Source organism: Thalassobaculum fulvum (genome assembly GCF_014652915.1).
Lineage (GTDB): Bacteria > Pseudomonadota > Alphaproteobacteria > Thalassobaculales > Thalassobaculaceae > Thalassobaculum_A > Thalassobaculum_A fulvum.
Genome location: NZ_BMZS01000005.1, coordinates 74,554 through 95,817 on the forward strand (window position 1 = coordinate 74,554; position 21,264 = coordinate 95,817).

At 72.2% G+C, this 21,264-nt stretch carries 18 protein-coding genes and 1 riboswitch; of the genes, 3 read left to right on the forward strand and 15 right to left on the reverse strand.

All coding sequences use genetic code 11. The annotated features are described in order from the left end of the window. Window positions 1–36: 36 nt before the first annotated feature. Window positions 37–978 carry a 2-hydroxyacid dehydrogenase gene (locus IE246_RS12045; RefSeq protein WP_189989804.1) on the reverse strand — a complete coding sequence of 314 codons (942 nt, stop codon included), beginning with the start codon at window positions 976–978 and terminating at the stop codon, window positions 37–39. Between the two features lie 14 nt (window positions 979–992). Further along, a complete protein-coding gene (locus IE246_RS12050; RefSeq protein WP_189989806.1) occupies window positions 993–1,535 on the reverse strand; it encodes a DUF924 family protein in 543 nt (180 codons plus the stop codon). Between the two features lie 142 nt (window positions 1,536–1,677). On the opposite strand from IE246_RS12050, the gene IE246_RS12055 reads away from it, so the two are divergent. Beyond that, window positions 1,678–2,277, forward strand: coding sequence for a hypothetical protein (locus tag IE246_RS12055; protein WP_189989808.1), 600 nt, complete (start codon window positions 1,678–1,680; stop codon window positions 2,275–2,277). A gap of 36 nt (window positions 2,278–2,313) precedes the next feature. Here IE246_RS12055 and IE246_RS12060 read toward each other — a convergent pair whose 3' ends face one another. From IE246_RS12060 to IE246_RS12095, 8 genes are all read right to left on the reverse strand, one after another. Beyond that, window positions 2,314–3,912: a gamma-glutamyltransferase gene (locus IE246_RS12060; protein WP_189989810.1), complete on the reverse strand. Its 1,599-nt coding sequence runs from the start codon at window positions 3,910–3,912 to the stop codon at window positions 2,314–2,316. 63 nt (window positions 3,913–3,975) lie between these two features. Next, window positions 3,976–5,103 (reverse strand): glycine oxidase maturase GoxB, encoded by a 1,128-nt coding sequence (gene goxB / locus IE246_RS12065; RefSeq protein WP_189989812.1) that lies wholly within the window; start codon window positions 5,101–5,103, stop codon window positions 3,976–3,978. Beyond that, window positions 5,100–7,139 (reverse strand): CTQ-dependent glycine oxidase GoxA, encoded by a 2,040-nt coding sequence (goxA, locus tag IE246_RS12070; protein ID WP_229836998.1) that lies wholly within the window; start codon window positions 7,137–7,139, stop codon window positions 5,100–5,102. Before goxA ends, goxB begins: the two co-directional genes overlap by 4 nt. Before the next feature lie 101 nt (window positions 7,140–7,240). Then, on the reverse strand, window positions 7,241–9,034 hold the full coding sequence (locus tag IE246_RS12075; protein ID WP_189989814.1) for an acyl-CoA dehydrogenase: 1,794 nt from the start codon (window positions 9,032–9,034) through the stop codon (window positions 7,241–7,243). A gap of 85 nt (window positions 9,035–9,119) precedes the next feature. Further along, complete coding sequence (locus IE246_RS12080; protein ID WP_189989816.1) at window positions 9,120–9,920, reverse strand: hypothetical protein; 801 nt, start codon at window positions 9,918–9,920, stop codon at window positions 9,120–9,122. 82 nt (window positions 9,921–10,002) lie between these two features. After that, window positions 10,003–10,797: a hypothetical protein gene (locus IE246_RS12085; protein ID WP_189989818.1), complete on the reverse strand. Its 795-nt coding sequence runs from the start codon at window positions 10,795–10,797 to the stop codon at window positions 10,003–10,005. Between the two features lie 90 nt (window positions 10,798–10,887). Next, window positions 10,888–12,342: an FAD-binding oxidoreductase gene (locus IE246_RS12090; RefSeq protein ID WP_189989820.1), complete on the reverse strand. Its 1,455-nt coding sequence runs from the start codon at window positions 12,340–12,342 to the stop codon at window positions 10,888–10,890. 116 nt (window positions 12,343–12,458) lie between these two features. After that, window positions 12,459–13,442, reverse strand: coding sequence for an L-threonylcarbamoyladenylate synthase (locus tag IE246_RS12095; protein ID WP_189989823.1), 984 nt, complete (start codon window positions 13,440–13,442; stop codon window positions 12,459–12,461). Window positions 13,443–13,572: 130 nt separating this feature from the next. Between IE246_RS12095 and parA the strand changes: the two genes are divergently transcribed. Further along, entirely contained in the window at window positions 13,573–14,229 is a 657-nt protein-coding gene (parA, locus tag IE246_RS12100) for a ParA family partition ATPase (protein ID WP_189989825.1), read from the forward strand. Here parA and thiE read toward each other — a convergent pair. The 5 genes from thiE to IE246_RS12125 all read right to left on the reverse strand — a co-directional run bounded on the left by thiE (window position 14,226) and on the right by IE246_RS12125 (window position 20,395). Next, on the reverse strand, window positions 14,226–14,855 hold the full coding sequence (gene thiE / locus IE246_RS12105) for a thiamine phosphate synthase (RefSeq protein ID WP_189989826.1): 630 nt from the start codon (window positions 14,853–14,855) through the stop codon (window positions 14,226–14,228). The genes parA and thiE overlap by 4 nt on opposite strands. Further along, entirely contained in the window at window positions 14,852–15,694 is an 843-nt protein-coding gene (thiM, locus tag IE246_RS12110; RefSeq protein ID WP_229837005.1) for a hydroxyethylthiazole kinase, read from the reverse strand. Before thiM ends, thiE begins: the two co-directional genes overlap by 4 nt. 54 nt (window positions 15,695–15,748) lie before the next feature. Beyond that, window positions 15,749–15,843, reverse strand: a riboswitch (TPP riboswitch). A gap of 50 nt (window positions 15,844–15,893) precedes the next feature. Then, window positions 15,894–16,763 (reverse strand): NAD-dependent epimerase/dehydratase family protein, encoded by an 870-nt coding sequence (locus IE246_RS12115; RefSeq protein WP_189989828.1) that lies wholly within the window; start codon window positions 16,761–16,763, stop codon window positions 15,894–15,896. Between the two features lie 517 nt (window positions 16,764–17,280). Then, entirely contained in the window at window positions 17,281–18,051 is a 771-nt protein-coding gene (cysQ, locus tag IE246_RS12120) for a 3'(2'),5'-bisphosphate nucleotidase CysQ (RefSeq protein WP_189989830.1), read from the reverse strand. A gap of 16 nt (window positions 18,052–18,067) precedes the next feature. Then, window positions 18,068–20,395, reverse strand: a complete 2,328-nt coding sequence (locus IE246_RS12125) for a xanthine dehydrogenase family protein molybdopterin-binding subunit (RefSeq protein ID WP_189989832.1) — start codon at window positions 20,393–20,395, stop codon at window positions 18,068–18,070. Window positions 20,396–20,502: 107 nt separating this feature from the next. On the opposite strand from IE246_RS12125, the gene IE246_RS12130 reads away from it, so the two are divergent. Then, a complete protein-coding gene (locus IE246_RS12130) occupies window positions 20,503–21,228 on the forward strand; it encodes an SOS response-associated peptidase (RefSeq protein ID WP_189989834.1) in 726 nt (241 codons plus the stop codon). The last annotated feature ends 36 nt before the right edge of the window (window positions 21,229–21,264 follow it).

Here is a 21,264-nt window from a genome sequence, read left to right on the forward strand (position 1 = left end):
CTGGGCAGCCGGCCGGGATGAGGCACTTGCAGTGCCTCAGTTCACCGGGGTGATCAGCGGCTTGCCGGCGATCCCGAGCAGCAGGTTCTCCATCACCAGCCGGCCCATGGCGAGCCGGGTGTCGTGGGTGGCGCTGGCCTGGTGCGGCTGCAGCACCACGTTCTCGGTCATGTCCTTCAGCGCCTGCGGCACCCGCGGCTCGTCGGCGAACACGTCGAGGCCGGCGGCCCCCAGCCGGCCGTCCTTCAGCGCCGCGATCAGCGCGTCCTCGTCGGCCACGCTGCCGCGCGCGACGTTGACGAACACGCCGTTCGGGCCCAGGGCGTCGAGCACCTCGCGGTTCACTAGGTGCTTGGTGCCGGCGCCGCCCGGCACGATCGCCACCAGGATGTCGACGGCGCGCGCCATGTCGAGCAGCGAGCTGTAGTAGGTGAACGGCACGTCACGCTTGCTGCGGGTGTGGTAGGCGATGTCCATCTTGAACGCCGCGAACCGGTGGGCGATCTCGATGCCGATCCGCCCCAGGCCCAGGATGCCGACCTTGCGGCCCCACATCCGGTCGGTGAACTTCATGTCGCCTTCGCGCTCCCAGCGGCCCTCGCGCACGTAGCGGTCGGCCTGCGGGATGCGCCGCAGGGTCGCCAGGGTCAGGGCGATCGCGAAGTCGGCGACCTCGTCGCTCAGCACGTCGGGGGTGTTCGATACCTTGATCCCTCGGGCGGTGGCGGCGGCCACGTCGACGCCGTCGTAGCCGACGCCGTGATGGGCGATCACCTTGGCGTTCGGCAGGGCGTCCATGGTGGCGGCGTCGCACACCTTGCTGCCGGCGATGCCGACGCAGGTGTCGCGGACCGAGGCCAGCAGCGCGGCCGGGTCCTTCGACTCGTACAGCTTGTGGACGGTGAAGTGCTGGTCGAGCTCATCCATGGCCACGGTGTACCAGGGCGACAGGACGACGATCACGGGCTTGTCGGTCACGAAGGGCCTCCGGGTCAGAATGACGAGTTGGGTTGCTCGAGGAACGCCAGCTCCTCGACGGTGCTGGTGCGGCCGAGGGTGGCGTTGCGGTGCGGGAACCGGCCGAAGCGCTCGATGATCACCCGGTGCAGCACGGCGTAGTGGATCAGGTTGTCGTCGCCGAGCGCGCGGAACAGCGCATCGCACCACCACTGGTCGGCCAGGTCCTCGCTGTGCTCGAACGGCAGGAACAGGAACTGGCAGCGTTCCTTGCCGGCGAACGCGTGGTCGCCGGCGGCGATCGCCCGGCGGGCGACGGCACGGGCCCGCTCGTCCTGGCCGAAGGCGCGCGGGTCGCCGCGATACAGGTTCCGGGACATCTGGTCGAGCACCAGGATCAGGGCCATCCGGCCGTCGGCGCTGTTCTCCCAGTCGGTCAGCCCCCCGGCCGCCGCCTCGGCATGCAGGGCGCCGAAGCGGTCCCGCAGGGTGGCGTCGAAGGCGTCGTCCTTCTCGAACCACTTCGCCGGCGGGGTCTCCCGGAACCAGAAATCGAGGACGTCGTCCGGGGTTGTCATGCCTGGTATCCGTGCGCTGGTTGTGCCGGTCGCGACGATAGCCGATCGTCGGTGCCGGGCAAACGCCGACGCGGCATCAGGCCGCCTTGCCCGTGGCGGCGTCAGGCCTCATCTGTTGCTGACGCCGACACGGAGACGATCGATGCGCCGATTTGCCTTCCTCGCCCTGCTGCTGCTGTCGGGCTGCGTGACCGCCCAGGACACCATGACCGGCGTGCAGGCCGGACCGCGGCACCGTTTCCTGACCTTCGCCGGCTACAACTCGCCGGTGCTGATGGTTTCGGTGAACGCGCCGTTCCATCTGACTCCGCAGGACGTCGCGGAACGGCTCGCCGGGTACGCCGACGGCTCGGTTCTGGGCTCCGACGTGACCTACACGGCCAACCCGGGGGCGGCCAGGCGCAACAACTACCGGATCGTCGCCCGGTTCGACGCCGAGCAGGCGGCGACCGCCACCGACGCCTGCCGGTCGGCGTACCAGTCGGTGGTGGCGGCCCGCTATGCCGATCGCACCAACCTGTTCATGGCGTTCTGCGACAAGGGCGAGCCGATCGCCGCAGCCAAGATCTCCGGTCCGAAGCTGTCGGGGCCGAGCGACCCGACGCTGCGCGAGATGGTGCGCCAGGGCATGAAGGCGATGTTCCCGGACGGCACCGGCAACCAGGCCGGGTCGATGGGCTCGCTCGAGATCACGCCGATCCCGCATTTCCGGCTGAACCCGCTGGACGGGATCATCAAGTAGGGCGGATCGCCGGCGCGAACCGGGCCGGTGCCGCGATCACGCCAGGCGCGGCGTCGTTCTTGCCTGAACGACGGCGGTGCCGTCATAGCTGGGGTCCGCGGCACCGACGAGACGACCGTCGGCGGGGGCGACGCCGACGGCCTGGACCACGCCGGTGCGTGCCGTCACGCCCTCTGCCGGAGCCAGCGCGAAGCCGGCCTCCGCGAGGCGGGTCCGGCGCTCGGCCGGCATCCACGCGCTGGTCCGCAGCAGGCCGGCGCCCCAGTTCACGCGCGGTGCCGCGACCGCTTGTTGCAGCTCCATGCCGCTGTCGACCACGTTGCAGATGACCTGGGCGGTCGCCCCGGGGATCCGCTCGTTGTCCGCGCCGCCCGCCGCCAGCACCGGGCGGCCGTCGTGCAGCAGGATGGCCGGCGACATCTCGGTGCGGTCGCGCGCGCCCGGCGTCGGGTCGCTGGCCATGCGGTAGGAGTGCGCGAACAGCGACCCGGTCGAGGCCGAGGCGACGGCGGCGCCGAAGCTCGGGCCGATCGACGCGGTCAGCGCCACCGCCAGGCCGTCGCCGTCCATGGCGGAGAGGTGCGTGGTGTCGCCGCGCTTCTCTCCGACCTCCGGCTCCGGCTCCGGCGCCCCGACATGGGCGGCCAGCGTCTCCCGGGGACCGGACAGCAGGGCGACGATCCGCGCCGCCGCCGCCTCGTGCAACGCCGGCTCCAGCATGGACTCGTGGCTGCGCCCGCCGGGCCGGGGCTTCAGGGTGCCGATCTCCTGCGGCTGCTCGGCGAGCGCGCGGTGCAGGGCCAGCGCCATGACCGCGTCGGGGATCGGCCCGCCCCAGCCGGCCGTCCGCTTCCAGGCGTCGAGAATGCCCAGCATCAGCGCGAGCGTGTAGCCCCAGGCCTGCCGACCCACGGTGACCAGCTCGTAGCCGGCGTAGGGCAGGCGCACCGTCTCGCCGGGCAGCGCCCGGTACTGCCGGATCTCGCCGGCGGTCAGGAACCCGCCGCCGGCCCGGCTCTCGGCCTCCAGGCTCTCGGCGACCGAACCGAACAGCAGGTCCGGCCCCTGCTCGGCGAGCGCCTGCAGGAAGTCCGCCTGCACCGGGTTGCGGAACCGATCGCCGGCCCGGTACGGCGAGCCGTCGGGCTTGAGGTAGAGCCGGGCGGCGACCGGGTCGCGGGTAAGCTTGGCGACGCTGTCGTTCCAGGTGCGGGCCTGGTTGGCGGCGACCTCGAAGCCGTCGGCGGCCAGTTCCGCCACCGGCCGCACGATGTCGCGCCACGCCAGCCGGCCGCGCAGCCGCCACAGGGTGTGCAGCGCCGGGATTATCCCGGGCAGCGGGGCGGCCGCATGGCCCGACAGCGGCGTCGGTCCCGGCGCCCCGACCCGGCGCGGCGCTTCGGTCGCACCATCGACGGCCAGCGCGCCCCCGCCGGGGCCGACCACCAGCGCATGGCACCTTCCCAGTAGGCTGACATTGGCCGGGTCCGCCACCGTCAGCGCCAGGGCGGCGCCGACCGCCGCGTCGACCGCGTTGCCGCCGGCCTCCAGAACCCGGGCCCCCAGTCGGCTCGCCGGAGCCGCACTCGTCGCCACCGCGCCGCTGGCGCGGGGCATCGCGTCCAGATTGGCCAATGCCGCTTCCCTTCCATGGCAGATCCGGGTCGGTCGAGCCCGGCGGGGAAGCATGGGTGGGCCTCACCGTCGTGGCAAGGCAGTGACGCCGTCCGGCTTGCGCCGCCGCCAGAACGGCGCGTCGGGAAACCGCTGCTCCCGGCCGTAGACCTCCGCGCGCTGGGCCCGGAAGCGGGAGATGCCGGCGGCGACGGCATGCGCATAGGCCGACAGCGGCTCCGGGTCCCCGCCCAGCCAGGCGGCCGCCACCTTGCCGATGCGCGCCGCCGCCCACAGCGCGGTGGTCATGCCGTGCGACGACAGCGGGTCGAACGCCGCCGCCGCGTCGCCGATCGCGGCCCAGCCGGCGCCGTCACGGGTGCCGGCGGCCGGCTCCAGCCAGGTGGTGCCGGCGCTGTGCAGGCGGGGCGGCCGGTCGGCGTCGAAGCCGGCATCGGCCAGCCAGTGCGAGACGTAGGTCGAACCGGCGATCGACGTCTGCCACGCAGGCAGGTCGCGGGACAGCCCGCGCGGCAGCAGGTCGGGATCGCTGAAGTACGCGAGCGAGAGCCGGCGGTCCGGCAGCAGGGCGGCATACCACCAGCCGTCCTCGACCGCCTCGATCAGGGTCGCCGGCGTCGGCTCGACTTTCGGGTCGCGATGCGGCAGGAACGCGCAGGCGGCCACCAGGCGGTCGTCGCGCCTGGAAGTCGCGAGGGTTCGCCCGACGACCGAGGCTCGGCCGCTGGCGTCGACCAGGAAGCGGACGGTCGTCGAGCGGCCGCCGGCCAGCTCCAGCCGCCAGCGGCCGTCGGCGCAGGAGACCGCGGCCAGTTGCTCCCGGCACCGCCCGGTGCTGCCGTCGGCCGCCGCCCGCAGGTCGGCTTCGAAGCCGGCCCGGTCGAGCACCCGGCCGGGGCCCTCCAGGTGCACGATGGCGTTGCGCTCGACCAGCCGGTCGGTGCCCCAGGCCGAGAAGGCGGCGTTGGCGGGCCGGTGCCCAGGGCGCTCCGTCAGGCCGTCCAGGCCGAGTTCGGCGAGGATCGGCCGTGCCGCCGGCGCCAGGGATTCGCCGACCCGGTCCCCACCGCTCGCGGAGGCGGGCGCGATCCACAGGCTGCGCAGTCCGGCACGATGCAGGGCCACGCAGGCCGCGGCCCCGGCGATACCGCCGCCGACGACGGCGACGTCCGCCAGGCCGAGGTCGGTCAATTCGGCAGGTCACCCATCGACGGCGTCCACTTGAAGCGGCCCTCGACGTTGCTGCGCCCGACCTCGACGAACACCTCCTTCGGGATCGCCGCCAGCTTGCCGGTGCCGTCCGGCCCCGGCCGCTTGACCACGAAGCCCATGCGTTCCCACAGCGCGATCATGTTGGTGATGCCGTCCCAGTAGCTGGCGTTGGCGTGGTAGCCGATGCCGGCCACCCCGCGCGACCAGGCCACGCGGTTCTCGAAGAACTTGAGCCGCTCGTCGTCCGAGAGGTCGTCGCGCATCATGTTGTCGTAGTAGGCCTCGGGCAGCACGTCGATCGGCAGCAGGGCGGGCCACCAGACCGCGGTCGGGAAGTCGGCCTGCATCAGTACCTGCTGGCAGCTGAAGGCGTCGCACTGCCAGGGCAGCCCCATCCAGCGGGTCAGGTCGCCGGGGCCCTGCGGACCGATCGGCGGCGGCGTGCCCAGGTCCGGGTTGCCCTCGAACGCGGCCTGCGGCGTCAGCAGGAAGCCGATGTCCTGCAGCAGCGTCGGCCGGTCGCCGAGCGCGATCCGGAACGGCTCGGCCTTCGGATCGGTGTTGCGGGCGTACATCGGCGCCAGCCGCAGGTAGTAGGTCAGCTCCACGCCCGGATGGAACGCCCCGCCCGAGCAGGGCTCCAGCGCCGCGTGGGTCAGGGCCTCGGGCTGCTGCGCCAGGTCGACCTGGTCGATGGAGGTGACGGCGTCGGCCGCGGCGTCGTTCAGGTCGTCGACGAACAGGCCTTCGGCCCACATCCGCAGGTGCCGGTATTGAAGCTCGGGGAACCGGAACCACTGCAGCGGGCTGCCGTCGTAGTTGACGCCGTCGCCGAGCATGTAGGGCATCTTCAGGCGCTCGGTCTTGTAGGCGTCCGGCTTGTCGTTGTGCGGGTCGCGGAACTTTTCGAACACCGACTGCCGGAACGCCCGGTTGGCCGGACTCGGATCGGCGAGCTGCCTGACGTAGTCCGGGTCCAGGAAGTTGCCGACCTTGAGCCAGCCTTGCCGGAGGTTGGCCTCCGCGGCGACCCACTCCATCAGGCCGAGCCGCAGGAAGGTCGGATAGACGTGCTTGCGGAACGAGATCGGCTCGGCGGGGGGCTCGGACCATCCCTGCTGCACGTTCAGGTTCGAGATCACGTCGTAGAGCGTCGAGACCGGCGGGATCTCCGGCGCGAAGTTCGGTCCGACCGAGGCCACCCAGGCGTGATCGGCCGCCATGACGGTGCCGTCGCCGAGGGTGACGCTGGCCTGCACCGGCCCGTCGCACCAGTCGTCGTGCCAGCCGTTGTTGTCGGCGAAGCTGGTGATCGGCGCGTTGGTCGGGCTCGCCGACTTGCCGTCCGGCGGGAACACCAGCAGGCGGCCGTCGGCGTCGGTGCGCAGGTGACCGAGGCCGACGTCGACCTGGTCCCAGAAGCGGCCGCCCATGGCGTACTGCGGGTCGTCGCCGTTCGGATTGGTGTCGGCGCCGGCGATCGTGGTCTCGCCGCCGTCGATCACCAGCATGTTCAGGCGTTCCTCGTCGCTCACGAAGTACTGGTTGCGGCGCTGCCCGGGCAGCCCCGGCGCCAGCGGTCCGTTGTCGAGCGGGTTGTTGAAGCCGTACCAGGCCGCCTTGGTGTTGGCGACGTGCACCCGCCATTCGATCCTGGCGTCGGCGGCGGTGATCTCTCGGATCACGCGGCCCCGGGCGTCGAAGGCGTAGACCCGGAAGCGCTGCACCTGCTTCTTGATCGCCTGCTCGCCGTCCTTGAAACCGCCGTCCGGCATCGGTGGCAGGCCCGGAACCTCGGGGGCCAGGAACCACTTGGCGCTGCCGCCGACCCGGCAGATCCCGATGGCCGGATAGATTCCGAGCCGGGCGATCTTCGCCCCCTCGGGCGCGCGCTCGCCGCTCGTGGCGGCGATCGCGGCCTTCGGCAGCCACGGGAGTGCCGCCGTCAGGGCGGTGGCCCCAGCCAGGAAATCCCGGCGCTTGATGACGGGCTTGCCGTCTTGGTTGTCGGACATGGTTTCCTCCCCTGTGACCCTCTGCAGGGGAGGATAACGCCCGATGCCTGCTATGAGAATGCGATCTTACTTAAAGTTCTCTCGAAAGTAGTGTTCCTGCCCTAGAACTGGTCCTCGGCCAGCGCCATGACCGTGGTGCCGCCGGCCTCGATCGCGGCCAGCAGGGACGGCGCCTGGGACAGCAGGTGGTCGGCGTAGTGGCGCGCCGTCACCAGCTTGGTCTCCAGCCAGCTCGCGTCGCCGTTGGCGCCGGCCGTCAGCGCATCGCGGGCCGCCAGTGCCGAGCGCGCCATCAGCCAGCCTCCGGCGACCAGCCCGAACAGCTTCAGGAACAGCGCCGACGGCGAGGCCGCCGCCGCCGGGTCCTTCGGCATGGTGGCCACCACCCAGTCGGTGGCGCGGGCGAGCGCGTCGCGGCCGGCGGACAGGCGGTCGCGCAGGTGGGCCAGGGCCGGATCGTCGCCGGCCAGCGCCGCCAGGGTGGCGTCGACGTCGACCAGGAACGCGTCCATCGCGGCACCGCCGTCGCGCGCCACCTTGCGGCCGACCAGGTCGAGGGCCTGGATGCCGTTGGCGCCCTCGTAGATCGGGGTTATGCGGGCGTCGCGGTAGTGCTGGGCGGCGCCGGTCTCCTCGATGAAGCCCATGCCGCCGTGCACCTGCACGCCGGTCGAGCAGATCTCGACCGCGGCGTCGGTGCACCACGCCTTGGCGACCGGGATCAGCAGGTCGACGCGGGCCTGGGCCTTCCTGCGCTCGGTGGCGTCGGGGTGCCGGTCGGCCACGTCGATGGCCGCGGCGACGTCGTAGATCAGCCCGCGCATTGCCTCGATCTGCGCCTTCATGGTCATCAGCATGCGGCGCACGTCGGGATGATGGATGATCGACACCGGTCCGGCGGAACCCTGCAGGGCACGGCTCTGCACCCGGTTGCGGGCGTAGTCGACGGCCTGCTGGTAGGCCCGTTCGGCGATCGCGAGGCCCTGCAGGCCGACCGCCAGCCGGGCGTTGTTCATCATGATGAACATGTATTCGATGCCGCGGTTCTCTTCGCCGACCAGGTAGCCGACGGCACCCTCGTTCTCGCCATAGGCCATCACGCAGGTCGGGCTGGCGTGGATGCCGAGCTTGTGTTCGACCGAGATCGGCTTGGCGTCGTTGCGGGCGCCGAGCGAGCCGTCCGGGTTCACCAGGAATTTCGGCACGATGTAGAGCGACAGCCCCTTGGTGCCCTCGATGCCGTCGGGCGAGCGCGCCAGCACCAGGTGGACGATGTTGTCGGTGAAGTCGTGATCGCCGTAGGTGATGAAGATCTTCTGGCCGCGCAGCCGGTAGCTGCCGTCGTCCATCTTCTCGGCGCGGGTGCGGATGGCGGCGAGGTCGGTGCCGGCCTGCGGCTCGGTCAGGTTCATGGTGCCGGTCCACTCGCCGCTGACCAGCTTCGGCAGGTACAGCCGCTTCTGCTCCTCCGAGCCGACCTCGCGCAGGGCGTCGATCGCCGCCTGGGTCAGCAGCGGGCACAGCCCGAAGGCGAGGTTGGAGGCCTGCCACATTTCCTGAAGGGCGGTCGCGACCAGCCAGGGCAGGCCCATGCCGCCCCACTCCTCCTCGAACGCGACGCCGTTCCAGCCACCCTCGATGAACTGCCGGTAGCCGTCGGCGAAGCCGTCGGGGGTGCGGACCACGCCGTTCTCCAGGCGCGAACCCTGGCGGTCGCCGATCTCGTTCAGCGGGGCGAGCACGCCGCCGGCCAGCTTGCCGGCCTCGGCCAGGATCTGCTCCAGCAGGTCGCCGTCGGTGCCTTCCAGCCCGGGCAGGGCGGCGACCCGGCCGAGCCCGACCACGTCCTCGATGACGAAGCGCATGTCGCGCACCGGAGCGGCGTAGGCGCTCATGATGTCCTCCCTCGCGTGCCGTCGGGCGGCCGTTCGGCAGGTTCTATCGCGCACCGCGCGGTCGGGCAATCTGGTGCATTGCGGCTTAGCGCAGGGTCTCGTCGTAGATCCGGGCGGTGGTCGCCTGGTCCAGCAGGCTGCCGCACATCAGCAGCCGGCGACGACCGACGCCGAGATCGTGCCGGGGAACGCCATGAAAGGATGTCGGCCCGTTGACGTAGGCCAGCAACCGGTTGTCGCGCCAGCCGATTTCGACCTCCTCGCGCAGGAAGCGCTCCCGCAGCGGTCGCGGTATCTCGGCGTTGGTGGGCCACGCGAAACCGAGCGACCGGTACAGCATCGTGCCCCTGAGCGGTTCCGGTGTCCGGGAGTCCCTGTCCTCGAGATAGACGAAGGCGTTCATCACGAGGCGCGCATGGTCGATATGGACCGGCAGGTCGACGATCCCGGTGTAGTGCGCCAGCAGCGCGTCGTCGTCCTCGTAGACCGGGGTCTCCAGCCGGCGCTGCCAGCCCGGACCCGCCATCATGTAGAACTTGATCACGCTGTACTTCGCGAGCCTGATTCGGATCGCGCGGTTCACCGCCGTCGTGAGCGACCGCAGGACCTCCCAGAACGCGCGTTCGCTGCCGGACGACACTGCGGCGAGACGGGACACCCGCGCTTCGCCGCGGAACATGCAGTTGGTCTGCCCCATGCGCGCACGCTCGGGCCAGTACTCATCCAATCCGCGCCGTACGGCGTCGGGCAGCAGTTCGTCGACCACCAGATGGGGGAACGGCTCGGTCCGGACCGGTGTCTGGAGAATGCGCTGTCGGATACAGGCTGCGGCTTCGTGGAGGCCGACATCGGCACGGGGGGTGGCGATTGCCGGGGCGCTGCTCATGTGAGGGACTCTGTCGGTAGGACCTGACGTGTAGACGCCTGGCCAGCCCGATCCTATCCCAAGGGACGAACGATCATCCGCGTTACCGCAGCGCCTCGTCGTAGATCCGCTCGGTGGTCGCCTTGTCCAGCAGGCTGCCGAACATCAGCAGCCGCCGCCGGCCCTCGCCCAGGTCCTGCTTCGGCACGCCGTGGAACGACCACGGGCCGTTGACATAGGCCAGCAGCCGGTTGTCCCGCCAGGTGACCTCCCCGGCCTCGCGCAGGAAGCGCTGCTGCAGCTTGCCGGGGATCGGGATGTTGGACGGCCAGGCGAAGCCCAGCGACCGGTACAGCATGGTGCCGCGACGCGGTTCCGGGGTCGGCTGGTCGGGATCGTCCAGATAGACGAAGCCGTTGATCGCGACCATGGCGTGGTCGATGTGCGGCTCCATGTCCAGCTTGCCGGTGTAGTTCGCCAGCATGGCGTCGCGGTCGTGGTAGGTGACGTCGCCCAGGACGCGCCGCCAGTCCGGCCCCAGCAGCGGACGGAACTTGTCGTGCAGGTGGCGGTCCAGCTTGGCGCGGATCGCTCGGCCGGTGCGGGCGGTGATGAAGCGGACGGCGTTCCAGAAGTCGCGTTCGCGGCCCTCGGTGGCGCCCGCCAGCTGCGCGACCCGGACCTCGCCGCGCAGGAAGTGGTTCGACAGGTACAGCCGGTCCTCGCCGGGCCAGAACCGGTCGATCGCCTGGCGCACCGGCTGCGGCAGCACGTCGTCGACGACGACGTGCGGGAACGGTCGGGTTCGAACCCGCGCGGCCGCGATGCGCCGCTCGATCCCGGCGACGATCTCGGGCAGGCTCATCGCGTGCTGGCGGGTCTGATGATCGTTCGGCATGGCGGTCACGGCGCTCCGGGTTCGAGGTCCCGTATACGCCGCCGGCGTCGGCTTGTGGCCGGTAAAATCGCCGTGGCCTCCCGCCCCGGGTCAGATCACCTTCCCGGGGTTGAAGATACCCTTGGGATCGAGCGCCGCCTTCAGGGTCCGCATCAGGTCGAGCGAGACCGGGTCCTTGTAGTGCGCCAGTTCCTCGCGCTTCAGGCGGCCGATGCCGTGCTCGGCGCTGATCGAGCCGCCCATCTCCACCACGACGTCGTGGACCGCCCGGTTGAAGTCCTCCCACTTCGCCAGGAACGCCTTGCCGTCGCTGCCTTCGGGGGCCTGCAGGTTGTAGTGCAGGTTGCCGTCGCCGACATGGCCGAAGCCGACCAGCCGGCAGGCGCCGTCGACCTGCTGCACCCGTTCCCACGCGGCGTCGTAGAACTCGGCGATGCGCGACACCGGCACCGAGACGTCGTGCTTGATCGACGCGCCTTCCAGCTTCTGCGCCTCCGAGGCGTTCTCGCGCAGCTTCCAGAACTCCTGGCGCTGACCCTCGGACTGCGAGATTGCGGCGTCCAGCACCAGCCCGTCCTCGAACGCCGACTCCAGGATCGCTTCCAGCTTGGCGGCCAGGTCGCTCTCGCCGGAGGCAGTCGAGACCAGCTCCAGCAGCACGTACTGCTCGTAGCGCTCCTGCAGCGGGTCCTGGGTGTCCGGGAAGTGCTTGAGCACCAGGTCGAGCACCAGCCGTGGCATGAACTCGAAGGTCTCGACCGCGTCGCCACTCTCGGCCCGGGCCCGGCCGAGCAGGGTGACCGCGGCGGCGACGTTCGGCACCGCGCAGAACGCGCTGCGAACGTCGGTCGGCTTCGGGAACAGCTTCAGCACCGCCGCCGTGATGATGCCGAGCGTGCCCTCCGCCCCGAGGAACAGCTGCTTGAGGTCGTAGCCGGTATTGTCCTTGCGCAGGCCGCGCAGGCCGTTCCAGATCCGGCCGTCCGGCAGCACCACCTCGAGGCCCAGCACCAGCTCACGGGCGTTGCCGTACTTCAGCACGTTGGTGCCGCCGGCGTTGGTCGACAGGTTGCCGCCGATCATGCAGCTGCCCTCGGCCGCCAGCGACAGCGGGAAGTAGCGGTCGGCGTCCGCCGCCTTCGCCTGGACGTCGGCCAGCACGCAGCCGGCTTCGACGGTGAGGGTGTAGTTGTCGGCGTCCAGGTCGCGCACCCGGTTCATGCGGACCAGCGACAGCACGATGCCGTCGCCGGCATCGTCCGGCGTCGAGGCGCCGCACAGCGAGGTGTTGCCGCCCTGCGGGACGATCGGGATGCCGGCGTCGTGGCAGGCCGCGACCACCCCGGCGACCTCCTCGGTCGTCGCCGGCTTCACCAGCATCCGCGCCTTGCCCTTGAACAGCCCGCGCCAGTCCTCGAGATGCGGCCGCATGGCCTCGGCGTCGTCGGTCCAGCCCTTCGGGCCGACGATGGTCCTGATGCGGTCGAGCGCGGCGTCGGCGGTGGGAGCGGTGCTGTCGGCAGCGACGGCGGCGGGGGCGGCCATCGGACTCTCCTGATCGGTCCAGAAACTCGCGGGGGATATTAGGCAAAGCCCCCGGCGGCACAACCCGGCCGGCCGCATGCGCGATATGCGCCGCCGCGCTTGGCCTTATGGTCCTCTCACCCCCGCGGCGCGGCGGCCCGGCGCAGGCGGTCGTTGATCGCCGCCCCCAGGCCGCCGGCCGGGATCGGGGCCACGGCGATCGCCGTCACGCCCGGCCGGTCGAGGCGGCGCAATGCGGCGAACAGGTGGGCGGCCGCCGCCACGAGATCGCCGGACGGGCTGAGGTCGAAATCGGCGTCGGCCCGGGTCGTCCCGAAATCCAGGAACGCCTCGCCCGGTCGCCGGTCGGTGGCGTCGAGCCGGACGGCGGCGCGCGGCGCGTAGTGGCTGGCCAGCATGCCGGGAGCGGCGATCGCGTCGCCGGCGGCCGCCAGCTCGACCGGGCCGAGCAGCGCCTCGAGCTGTTCGCGGGTGACGGCGCCCGGCCGCAGCAGGCGCGGTCGAGTGCCCGACAGGTCGACCACCGTGCTCTCCAGCCCGACCGGGCAGGGGCCGCCGTCGAGGATCAGCGCCACCCGGTCGCCGAGCTCCTCGGCGACATGGGCGGCGGTCGTCGGGCTGACCCGGCCGGAGCGGTTGGCGCTGGGTGCGGCGATCGGCCGGCCGGCTTCGGCCAGCAGGGCGCGGGCGGCGGCGCTTTCCGGCACCCGCAGCGCCACGGTCTCCAGCCCGGCACTGGTCAGCCAGGCGATCGGGCAGCCGGGACGGCGGCGCAGCACCATGGTCAGCGGGCCCGGCCAGTGCGCGGCGGCCAGCGTCTCGGCCGCCGGCGTCGGCTCGCCCAGGGCGAACGCCGCCTCGGCGGTCGGCACATGGCTGATCAGCGGGTTGAAGCGCGGACGGTCCTTGGCGGCGAAGATCCGGGCGACCGCTTCCTCGTCGGTGGCGTCGGCGCCGAGCCCGTAGACCGTCTCGGTCGGGAACGCCACCAGCGCGCCCGCCCGCAGCAGCCGGGCGGCCTCGGCCCGCGCCTGCGGGTCGTCGACGGGCCGGATCGGGGCGCCGTTCGGGGCGCTGTTTCGGGCGGTCGGATCGGACATGGCCGCGCTGGGTCGCGCAAAGCCGGCGGCCCGTCAAGAGCGCGCGCGCATTCCCTGCTTGTTCGCAGGTGCAGCATTCGACGCAAGCCGTTACACTGCCGCCGTCGCCCGCGGACCCGAGGAGGCTCCCATGACCGCCCGCATCGTCACCGTCGCCCAGCAGAAGGGCGGGGCCGGCAAGACCACGATCGCCGCGCACCTCGCGGTCGCCTGGGCGCAGTCCGGCAAATCGGTGGCGGTGGTCGACATCGACCCGCAGGCCTCGCTCAGCTCGTGGTGGGCGATGCGCGAGGAGATGGGGGTGCCGGCACCGTCCGGCGGGCGCGGAAAGGGCGGGTTGTCTGTACACCGGATCACCGGCTGGCGGACCGCCAACGAGGTCGAGAAGCTGGCGAAGACCCACGACGTGGTGCTGATCGACTCGCCCCCGCATGCCGAGACCGAGGCCAAGATCGCGGTGCGCTCGGCCGATCTGGTCGTGGTGCCGCTGCAGCCGAGCCCGATGGACTTCTGGGCGACCAAGGCGACCCTCGACCTGGCGGCCGGCGAGAACACCGCGGCCCTGCTGGTGCTGAACCGGGTGCCGCCGCGCGCCAAGCTCACCGAGGCGATGACCGCCAAGCTGAAGGAGCTCGGGGCCAAGGTGGCGAAGGGCCGGATCGGCAACCGGGTGGCCCTGGCCGCCGCCCTGCTGGAAGGGCTCGGGGTGACCGAGTACCAGCGCACCGGCTCGGCCGCCGCCGAGGTCAAGGCGCTGGCGGCCGAGGTACTGAAGGCCGCGGGTTAGGCGAACGCCGCGCGCAGCGACCGCGCCGCCGCCCCGGGATCCGCCGCTGCGCAGACCGCCGAGACGACGGCGATGCCGTCGAGACCGAGGGCGCGCGGCCGGCCGGCATTGCCGGCATGGATGCCGCCGATGCCGACCGTCGGCAGCCGACTGGCGGCGACGATCCGGCGGATCGTCGCGTCGTCCAGCGGGGCGGCCGCATCGGCCTTGGTCGCGGTGGCGAACACCGGGCCGACGCCCAGGTAATCGACGACGGCCGGATCGACCGCGGCGAGTTCGGCCTCCCGGGTGACCGACAGGCCGACGATCGCGTGCTCGCCGAGCAGGCGCCGCACGGTTGCGGCCGGCATGTCGGACTGGCCGACATGCACCCCGTCGGCGCCGACTGCCAGGGCGACGTCGACCCGGTCGTTGATCACCAGCGGCACGCCGCGCGGCCGCAGAACGTCCAGCAGGCGCGCGGCGGTCGCGATCAGGGCGCCGGTATCGGCGGTCTTGTCGCGCAGCTGGACCAGGGTCGCGCCGCCGTCGACCGCGGCCGCCACCACCGCTTCCAGCGGCCGGCCGCGGACCAGGGCCGGGTCGGTGACCAGATACAGCGACAAGTCGAAGGGCCGCCGGGTCATCGGATCCGCACCCCGGCCAGCACCTGGGCCTCGGTCAGCCCGTAAAGCGAGTCGATCAGCCCGGCCTGGAACGAGGCCGGCCCCTCCGCCCCGCGGGCGGCACGCTCGGCGGAGAACCCGAACAGAGCGAGCGCGTAAGCCGTCGCGGCCAGCCGGGCCGGTCCTGACACGGCCAGGCAGGCTGCGATCACCGCGGTCGCCGAGCAGCCCATGCCGGTTACCCGGGTCTGCAGGACATGGCCGTTCTCGACCGCCAGCGTCCGATCTCCGTCGGTCACCCGGTCGATCCTGCCGGTGACCGCGACCACGGCTCCGGTGTCGCGGGCCAGCCGCCGGGCCGCGTCGAGGACGGCGCCGCTGTCGAGCGTGCTGTCGACGCCCTTGCCGCCGCCGTCGCCGCCGGCGAGGCTGGCGATCTCGGAGGCATTACCGCGGATCGCCGTCGGCCGGTGCGCCAGCAGCTCGCGAGCGACTCCGGTGCGGTAGGACAAGGCACCGACCGCGACCGGGTCCAGTACCCAGGGCGTTCCGGCGCGGTCGGCGGCCAGCGCGGCCGCGTGCATGGCCTCGGTCCGGGCCGCCGACATCGAGCCGAGGTTGATCACCAGGGCGCCGGCCGCAGCGGCGAGCTCGCCGGCCTCCTCGATGTTCTCGACCATCGCCGGCGAGGCGCCGAGCGCCAGCAGCACGTTGGCGGTCAGGTTGGTCACCACCAGGTTCGTGACGCTGTGGACCAGCGGTCCGCTGTCGCGAACCGCCTGCAGAGTGGCCCAGGCTTCGCGCCTGTGATCGGGGGCGTCGGTCCGCATGGTGGTTGCTTCGGTGGCGGCTTCGTTCATCGGTCTCCCCTCGGTTTCCGGAGGAGAGTCGACGCACGCGCATGGATGACCGATGCCGATCGACGACGACTCCCTCCGCCGGCATGACCCGGATCAGGTTCTGCGGGTGTGATCTCAGCCCGGTTGCCCGGGCACCCCGTGTCGTCTCTCGAAAGTAGTGCGGCGGGCGGGCGATTTCCAGGGCCGGCCGCCTGTCGACTCAGGCGGCGGATTGCCGGTCAGCGCTCGACAGGCGGTGTCCCGGGGACCAGCCGAGGCGGTCGCGCGCCAGGGCGCCGCTCAGGCGCTGGCTGCGGGCGAAGCCTCTCGCCCATTCGCCGCGTTCGGCGGCGGCCCGGTCCTCCGGCACGACCTGCACGTCCGGGGTACCGCCGAAGCGGCGGGCGAGGTCGCCGACCCGCACGGCCTCGTCGGTAACGCCGATCACCGGGCCGGCGAAACCGTCGTCCTCCAGCACCAGGCGGTACAGCTCGGCGAGATCGTCGGCGTGCACCAGCGGCCACAGCACGTCCGGCGAGCCGACCACCTGGACCGGCCGGCCGGCCCGTGCCTGTTCGGCCATCGCCGCCAGCGGCCCGCCGTCGTCGGCGTGCACCATCGCCGGGTGGACGACGGCGCCGCGGATGCCGGGGGTCGCCAGCACGCGCTGCAGGTTCGGGACCATCCAGGCGAAGGCCGGCAGCGGGTCGAACGGCACGGTTTCGTCGATCGCCCGGTCCGGCGACGGCCCCCACAGCCAGCAGCCACCGGTGTAGACCAGGGCCGGCCGCCGTCCAGTGGCGGCCAGGGCCGGGAGCAGGGCGTCGAGCAGGGCGGCGTCGACCCGCCCCATGTCGGCGTCGAAGGTGCAGGCGGCGTGGACCACGGCGTCGACCTCGGGAACCACGGCGCCGGTCCAGAGCGCGGGCGCCGCGAGGTCGCCGGCCACCGGCTCGGCGCCCAGAACCAGCAGGCGTTCCGCCGCTTCCGGACTGCGCGCCAGGGCACGGACCTGATGGCCGGCCGAACCGAGCCTTCGCACGATGGCGCGACCGATCGAGCCGGTTCCGCCGAGCACGAGCACGCGCATGGGGACCTCCTTTATCGCAAGATGTATCTTGTAATAAGGGATCGAAGGCGGTCTGTGAAGTGGTCAGCGGGGAATCTCGATGGTCCCCGGTGTCCGGCGGATCGTCCCGGGGCGCCGGTCGATGGTACCGGCCGGCGGTCCCGGATCCTCACGTTCGAGCAGGTCCCGCTGCCGGCGGAGGTCGCGGTTCAGCTCCTCCAGATCACGGCGGGGGGACGACGTGCCCGCCGGCACGGACGGTCCGACCCGGGGCGCCATGTCGGGCGTCGGGCTGATCCGCGGGTTCGGGCCCGGGGTGAGCGGCCGCGGCTCGCCGCTGTCGACGGCGGTCGGGGCCGGGGACCGGGGCTCGGCCGGCGGCTGTATCGGATGCCGGGCCGGGGGGCGGATTGTGGGTTCCAGCGGCGCCCGCTGCTGACAGCCGGCAACGGCCGCCAGCGCCGCCGTCAGGCACAGTGCCGCCAAGGCCCCCGGAATGCGGCCGGCGGCGGTCCGGCCCGGCGCCGCGACCACGGCGTCAGCCGCCCCGGGCGATGAAGAACCCGTTGCGGAAATCCGGCTTGCTGTAAAGGAACGGCTTGCCTTCGAAGGTGGTCAGCGAGCCGCCGGCGGCCAGCAGCACGGCGTGGCCGGCGGCGGTGTCCCACTCCATCGTCGGCCCGGTGCGCGGATAGACGTCGGCCTCGCCGCGCGCCACCAGGCAGAACTTCAGGGCCGAGCCGCGCGACACCGACTCCTTCACCGGCAGGCTGTCGATATAGGCCTCGAGCGCCGGGTTGCGATGGCTCTTGCTGGCGACCACGGTCAGCGCCGCCGGATCGGCCTTGCGCACCGCGATCGGCTTGCGGTTGCCGGAGCCGTCTTCCTCCCAGGCGCCATTGCCGACCGCACCGGCCCACAGCATGCCGTCGACCGGGGTATGGACCACGCCGAGCACTGGCCCGCCATCGGAGACGAGGCCGATGTTGACCGTGAAGTCGCCGCGCTTCTGGATGAACTCCTTGGTACCGTCGAGCGGGTCGACCAGCCAGAACCGGCCGCCCGAGACGTCGGGGATCTGGCCGGCGGCAACCGCCTCCTCGGCGACCACTGGAATGTCCGGGGTCAAGGACTGCAGCACCGGCACGATGACCGCCTCGGCGGCGCGGTCGGCGGCGGTTACCGGGCTGCCGTCGTACTTGCTGCCGACGATCGGATCGCTTTCGTAGTAGGGCAGGATCACCCGGCCGGCCTCGCGGGCGAGGACGGCGATGCGGTCGAGAAGCGCTGCCTTGTCGAGTTCGCTCACGCTGTCCACTCCGTCGTCAGGCTGCGGCGGCCGGCTTGGCCGCCTGGATCGCCGACCAGACCCGCTCGGGCGTGGCCGGCATGTCGATGTCGGTCACCCCCAGCGGCGCCAGGGCGTCCAGCACCGCGTTGATGACCGCCGGCGGCGCGCCGATGGCACCCGCTTCGCCGCAGCCCTTCACGCCGAGCGGATTGGTGGTGCAGCGGGTCGGGCTCATGGCGAAGCCGACCATCGGCAGGTTGTCGGCGCGCGGCAGGCAGTAGTCCATCAGCGAGCCGGTCACCAGCTGGGCGTCGGCGTCGTACACGACGCGCTCGTACAGCGCCTGGCCGACGCCCTGGGCGACGCCGCCGTGGACCTGGCCCTGCAGCAGCAGCGGGTTCACCACCTCGCCGAAATCGTCGACCACGGTGTAGCGGTCGACCTGCACGACGCCGGTGTCGGGGTCGACCTCGACCTCGCAGACATGGGTGCCGTTCGGATAGGTCGAGGCCTTCGGCTTGTAGGACTCGCTGGCCGACAGCCCCGGTTCCATACCCTCGGGAAGCTGGCTCGGGTCCAGGGCTCGGGTCGCGACCTCGGCCAGCGAGATCGAGCGGTCGGTGCCGGCCACCGCGAACCGGCCGTCGGCCAGCTCGATGTCGGCCTCGGCCGCCTCGAGCGCATGGGCGGCGATCCGCTTGCCCTTGCGGACCACCACGTCGATCGCCGCCTTCAGGGCCGAGCCGCCGGCCGGCAGCGAGCGCGAGCCGTCGGTGCCGGCGCCGTTCTCGATCGCCGCGGTGTCGCCCTGGATGACGGTGACCAACTCGTTGTCGATCCCGAACACCTCGGTGACCAGCTGCGAGTACGCGGTCTCGTGGCCCTGGCCGGTCGAGCGGGTGCCGATCGGGACGGTCACGGTGCCGTCCGGGTTGACCCGCATGTCGGCCCATTCAGGCCCGCCGCCGCCACAGGCCTCGACATAGGTCGACAGGCCGATGCCGCGCAGCTTGCCGGCCTTGCGGCTGGCCGCCTTGCGGGCCTCGACGCCGGTCCAGTCGGACTCCGCCATCGCCTTGTCGAGATGGGCGGTGAAGTCGCCGGAATCGTAGGTCTCGCCGAGGGCCGTGGTGAACGGCATGGCGCTGGCCGGTGCGAAGTTGCGGCGCCGGATCTCGGCCCGGTCGATCCCGGTCACCTTGGCGCAGACGTCGACCAGCCGCTCGACCAGGTAAGCGGCCTCCGGCCGGCCGGCGCCGCGATAGGCGTCGACCGGCAGGGTGTTGGTGAAGTAGGCGCGCACCCGCACGTGGATCGCCGGGGTGGTATACAGCCCGGCCAGCATGCCGGAGCCGGCGACCGTCGGGATCGCCGGCCCGTACAGCGACAGGTAGGCCCCGAGATCGGCCCTGGTGTCGACCGACAGCCCCAGGAACCGGCCGTCGGCGTCCAGCGCCATGCGGGCGGTCGAGCGGTGGTCCCGGCCCTGGGTGTCGGATACGAAGGACTCGGTGCGCTCGCCGATCCACTTGACCGGCCGGCCGGTTCGCTTCGCGGCCCAGGCCGCCAGCGCGTGCTCCCGGTACGGGAAGATCTTCATGCCGAAGCCGCCGCCGACGTCCGGCGAGACCACGCGCATGGCGGACGGCTCGATCTTGAGGATGTCGCACAGCACGTCGCGTACGCCGTGCGGCCCCTGGGTCGAGACGTGCAGGGTGTAGGCGCCGCCGTCGTATTCGGCGACCACCCCGCGCGGCTCCAGCGAGTTCACCACGATGCGGTTGTTGACCAGGGTCAGCTCGGCGACCCTGGCGGCCGTGGCGAACGCCGCCTCGACCGCGGCGGCGTCGCCGGTCTCCCAGTCGAGGCAGAGGTTGCCCGGCGCCTCGTCCCAGACCAACGCAGCGCCCGGGGCCGATGCCGTCTCGATGTCCGGCACCGCCGGCAGCGGGTCGTAGGAGAACTCCACCAGCTCGGCCGCGTCGCGCGCCTGCTCGTAGGTCTCGGCGACCACCAGGGCGACCGCGTCGCCGACATGCCGGACCCGGTCGCGCGCCAGCAGCGGGTAGGCCGGTCCGACCGCCGGCTTGCCGTCGCGACCCGGCAGCAGGGCGGCGCAGGGCAGGTCGCCGAGGCCGTCGGCGACCACGTCCTCGCCGGTCAGCACTGCCAGCACGCCGGGGGCTTCCCTGGCGTCGAGCGTCTCGACCTCGGTGATTCGGGCGTGCGCGACCGGTGATCGCACCAGCACCGCCCGCACGACGCCGGCCGGGGCGAGGTCGTCGGTGTACCGGCCGTGACCGGTGAGGAAGCGCTGGTCCTCCTTGCGCTTCATGCCCTGTCCGATGCCGAACTTCGCCATGTCAGCCTCGCCTGCTAGCGTGGGGGTCGGCGCGATGGTAGCGGCGGGCCGGGACACCGCCAAGCCGCGAACCGGTGCCGTGATCGTTCGACTTCCGGGAGGCCCGCATGTGCGGCCGGTACAGCATCACCACCGATCCCGAGGCCATGCGCCGGATCTTCCGGGTCGACACGCTGCTGAACCTGCAGCCGCGGTGGAACGTCGCACCGACCCAGGAGGTTCCGGTGGTCCGCAACGGCGACCCGAAGCGCGAAGGCGGGCGCGGTGGGCGGGAACTGCACATCATGCGCTGGGGCCTCGTGCCGTTCTGGGCCAAGGATATCGGCATCGGGGCGAAGATGATCAACGCCCGGGCCGAGACCGTGACCGAGAAGCCGGCGTTCCGCGGGGCCTTCAAGTACCGCCGCTGTCTGGTTCCGGCCGACGGCTTCTACGAGTGGAAGACCGAGGCCGGCCGCAAGCAGCCCTGGCGCGTCGTGCGCCGCGACCGGGCGCCGTTCGCGTTCGCCGGCCTGTGGGAGCTGTGGGAGGGGACCGGCGAAGGCAGCGCGCTCGAGACCTTCACGATCGTCACCACAGACGCCAACGAGGCGGTGCGCGACATCCATCACCGGATGCCGGTCATGCTGTTCGGCGACGCGCAGTTCGAGGCTTGGCTGACCGCCGAACCGAAGGTCGCCGCCGGGTTGATGGCGCCGTGCGACCCGGCGGCGATCGAGGCCTACCGGGTCGACCCGAAGGTCGGCAACGTCCGCAACGACGACCCGTCGCTGGTCGAGCCCGTGGCGGCGGCGCCGCGGCCGGCGATGCCGGTGCAGGGCAGCCTGCTCTGACGCCGGGCGGCCGCCGCACTTTTCTTCAAGACCCGC

Bases quoted from the DNA above. Each gene is read 5' to 3' on its own strand.
- IE246_RS12055 (WP_189989808.1), top strand. From the start codon at position 1,678: ATGCGCCGATTTGCCTTCCTCGCCCTGCTGCTGCTGTCGGGCTGCGTG.
- IE246_RS12130 (WP_189989834.1), top strand. From the start codon at position 20,503: ATGTGCGGCCGGTACAGCATCACCACCGATCCCGAGGCCATGCGCCGG.
- IE246_RS12125 (WP_189989832.1), bottom strand. From the start codon at position 20,395: ATGGCGAAGTTCGGCATCGGACAGGGCATGAAGCGCAAGGAGGACCAG.
- thiE (WP_189989826.1), bottom strand. From the start codon at position 14,855: ATGACCCGGCGGCCCTTCGACTTGTCGCTGTATCTGGTCACCGACCCG.
- IE246_RS12085 (WP_189989818.1), bottom strand. From the start codon at position 10,797: ATGCCGAACGATCATCAGACCCGCCAGCACGCGATGAGCCTGCCCGAG.
- IE246_RS12075 (WP_189989814.1), bottom strand. From the start codon at position 9,034: ATGAGCGCCTACGCCGCTCCGGTGCGCGACATGCGCTTCGTCATCGAG.
- IE246_RS12050 (WP_189989806.1), bottom strand. From the start codon at position 1,535: ATGACAACCCCGGACGACGTCCTCGATTTCTGGTTCCGGGAGACCCCG.
- IE246_RS12095 (WP_189989823.1), bottom strand. From the start codon at position 13,442: ATGTCCGATCCGACCGCCCGAAACAGCGCCCCGAACGGCGCCCCGATC.
- IE246_RS12115 (WP_189989828.1), bottom strand. From the start codon at position 16,763: ATGCGCGTGCTCGTGCTCGGCGGAACCGGCTCGATCGGTCGCGCCATC.
- IE246_RS12080 (WP_189989816.1), bottom strand. From the start codon at position 9,920: ATGAGCAGCGCCCCGGCAATCGCCACCCCCCGTGCCGATGTCGGCCTC.
- goxA (WP_229836998.1), bottom strand. From the start codon at position 7,139: ATGTCCGACAACCAAGACGGCAAGCCCGTCATCAAGCGCCGGGATTTC.
- parA (WP_189989825.1), top strand. From the start codon at position 13,573: ATGACCGCCCGCATCGTCACCGTCGCCCAGCAGAAGGGCGGGGCCGGC.
- IE246_RS12090 (WP_189989820.1), bottom strand. From the start codon at position 12,342: ATGGCCGCCCCCGCCGCCGTCGCTGCCGACAGCACCGCTCCCACCGCC.
- thiM (WP_229837005.1), bottom strand. From the start codon at position 15,694: ATGAACGAAGCCGCCACCGAAGCAACCACCATGCGGACCGACGCCCCC.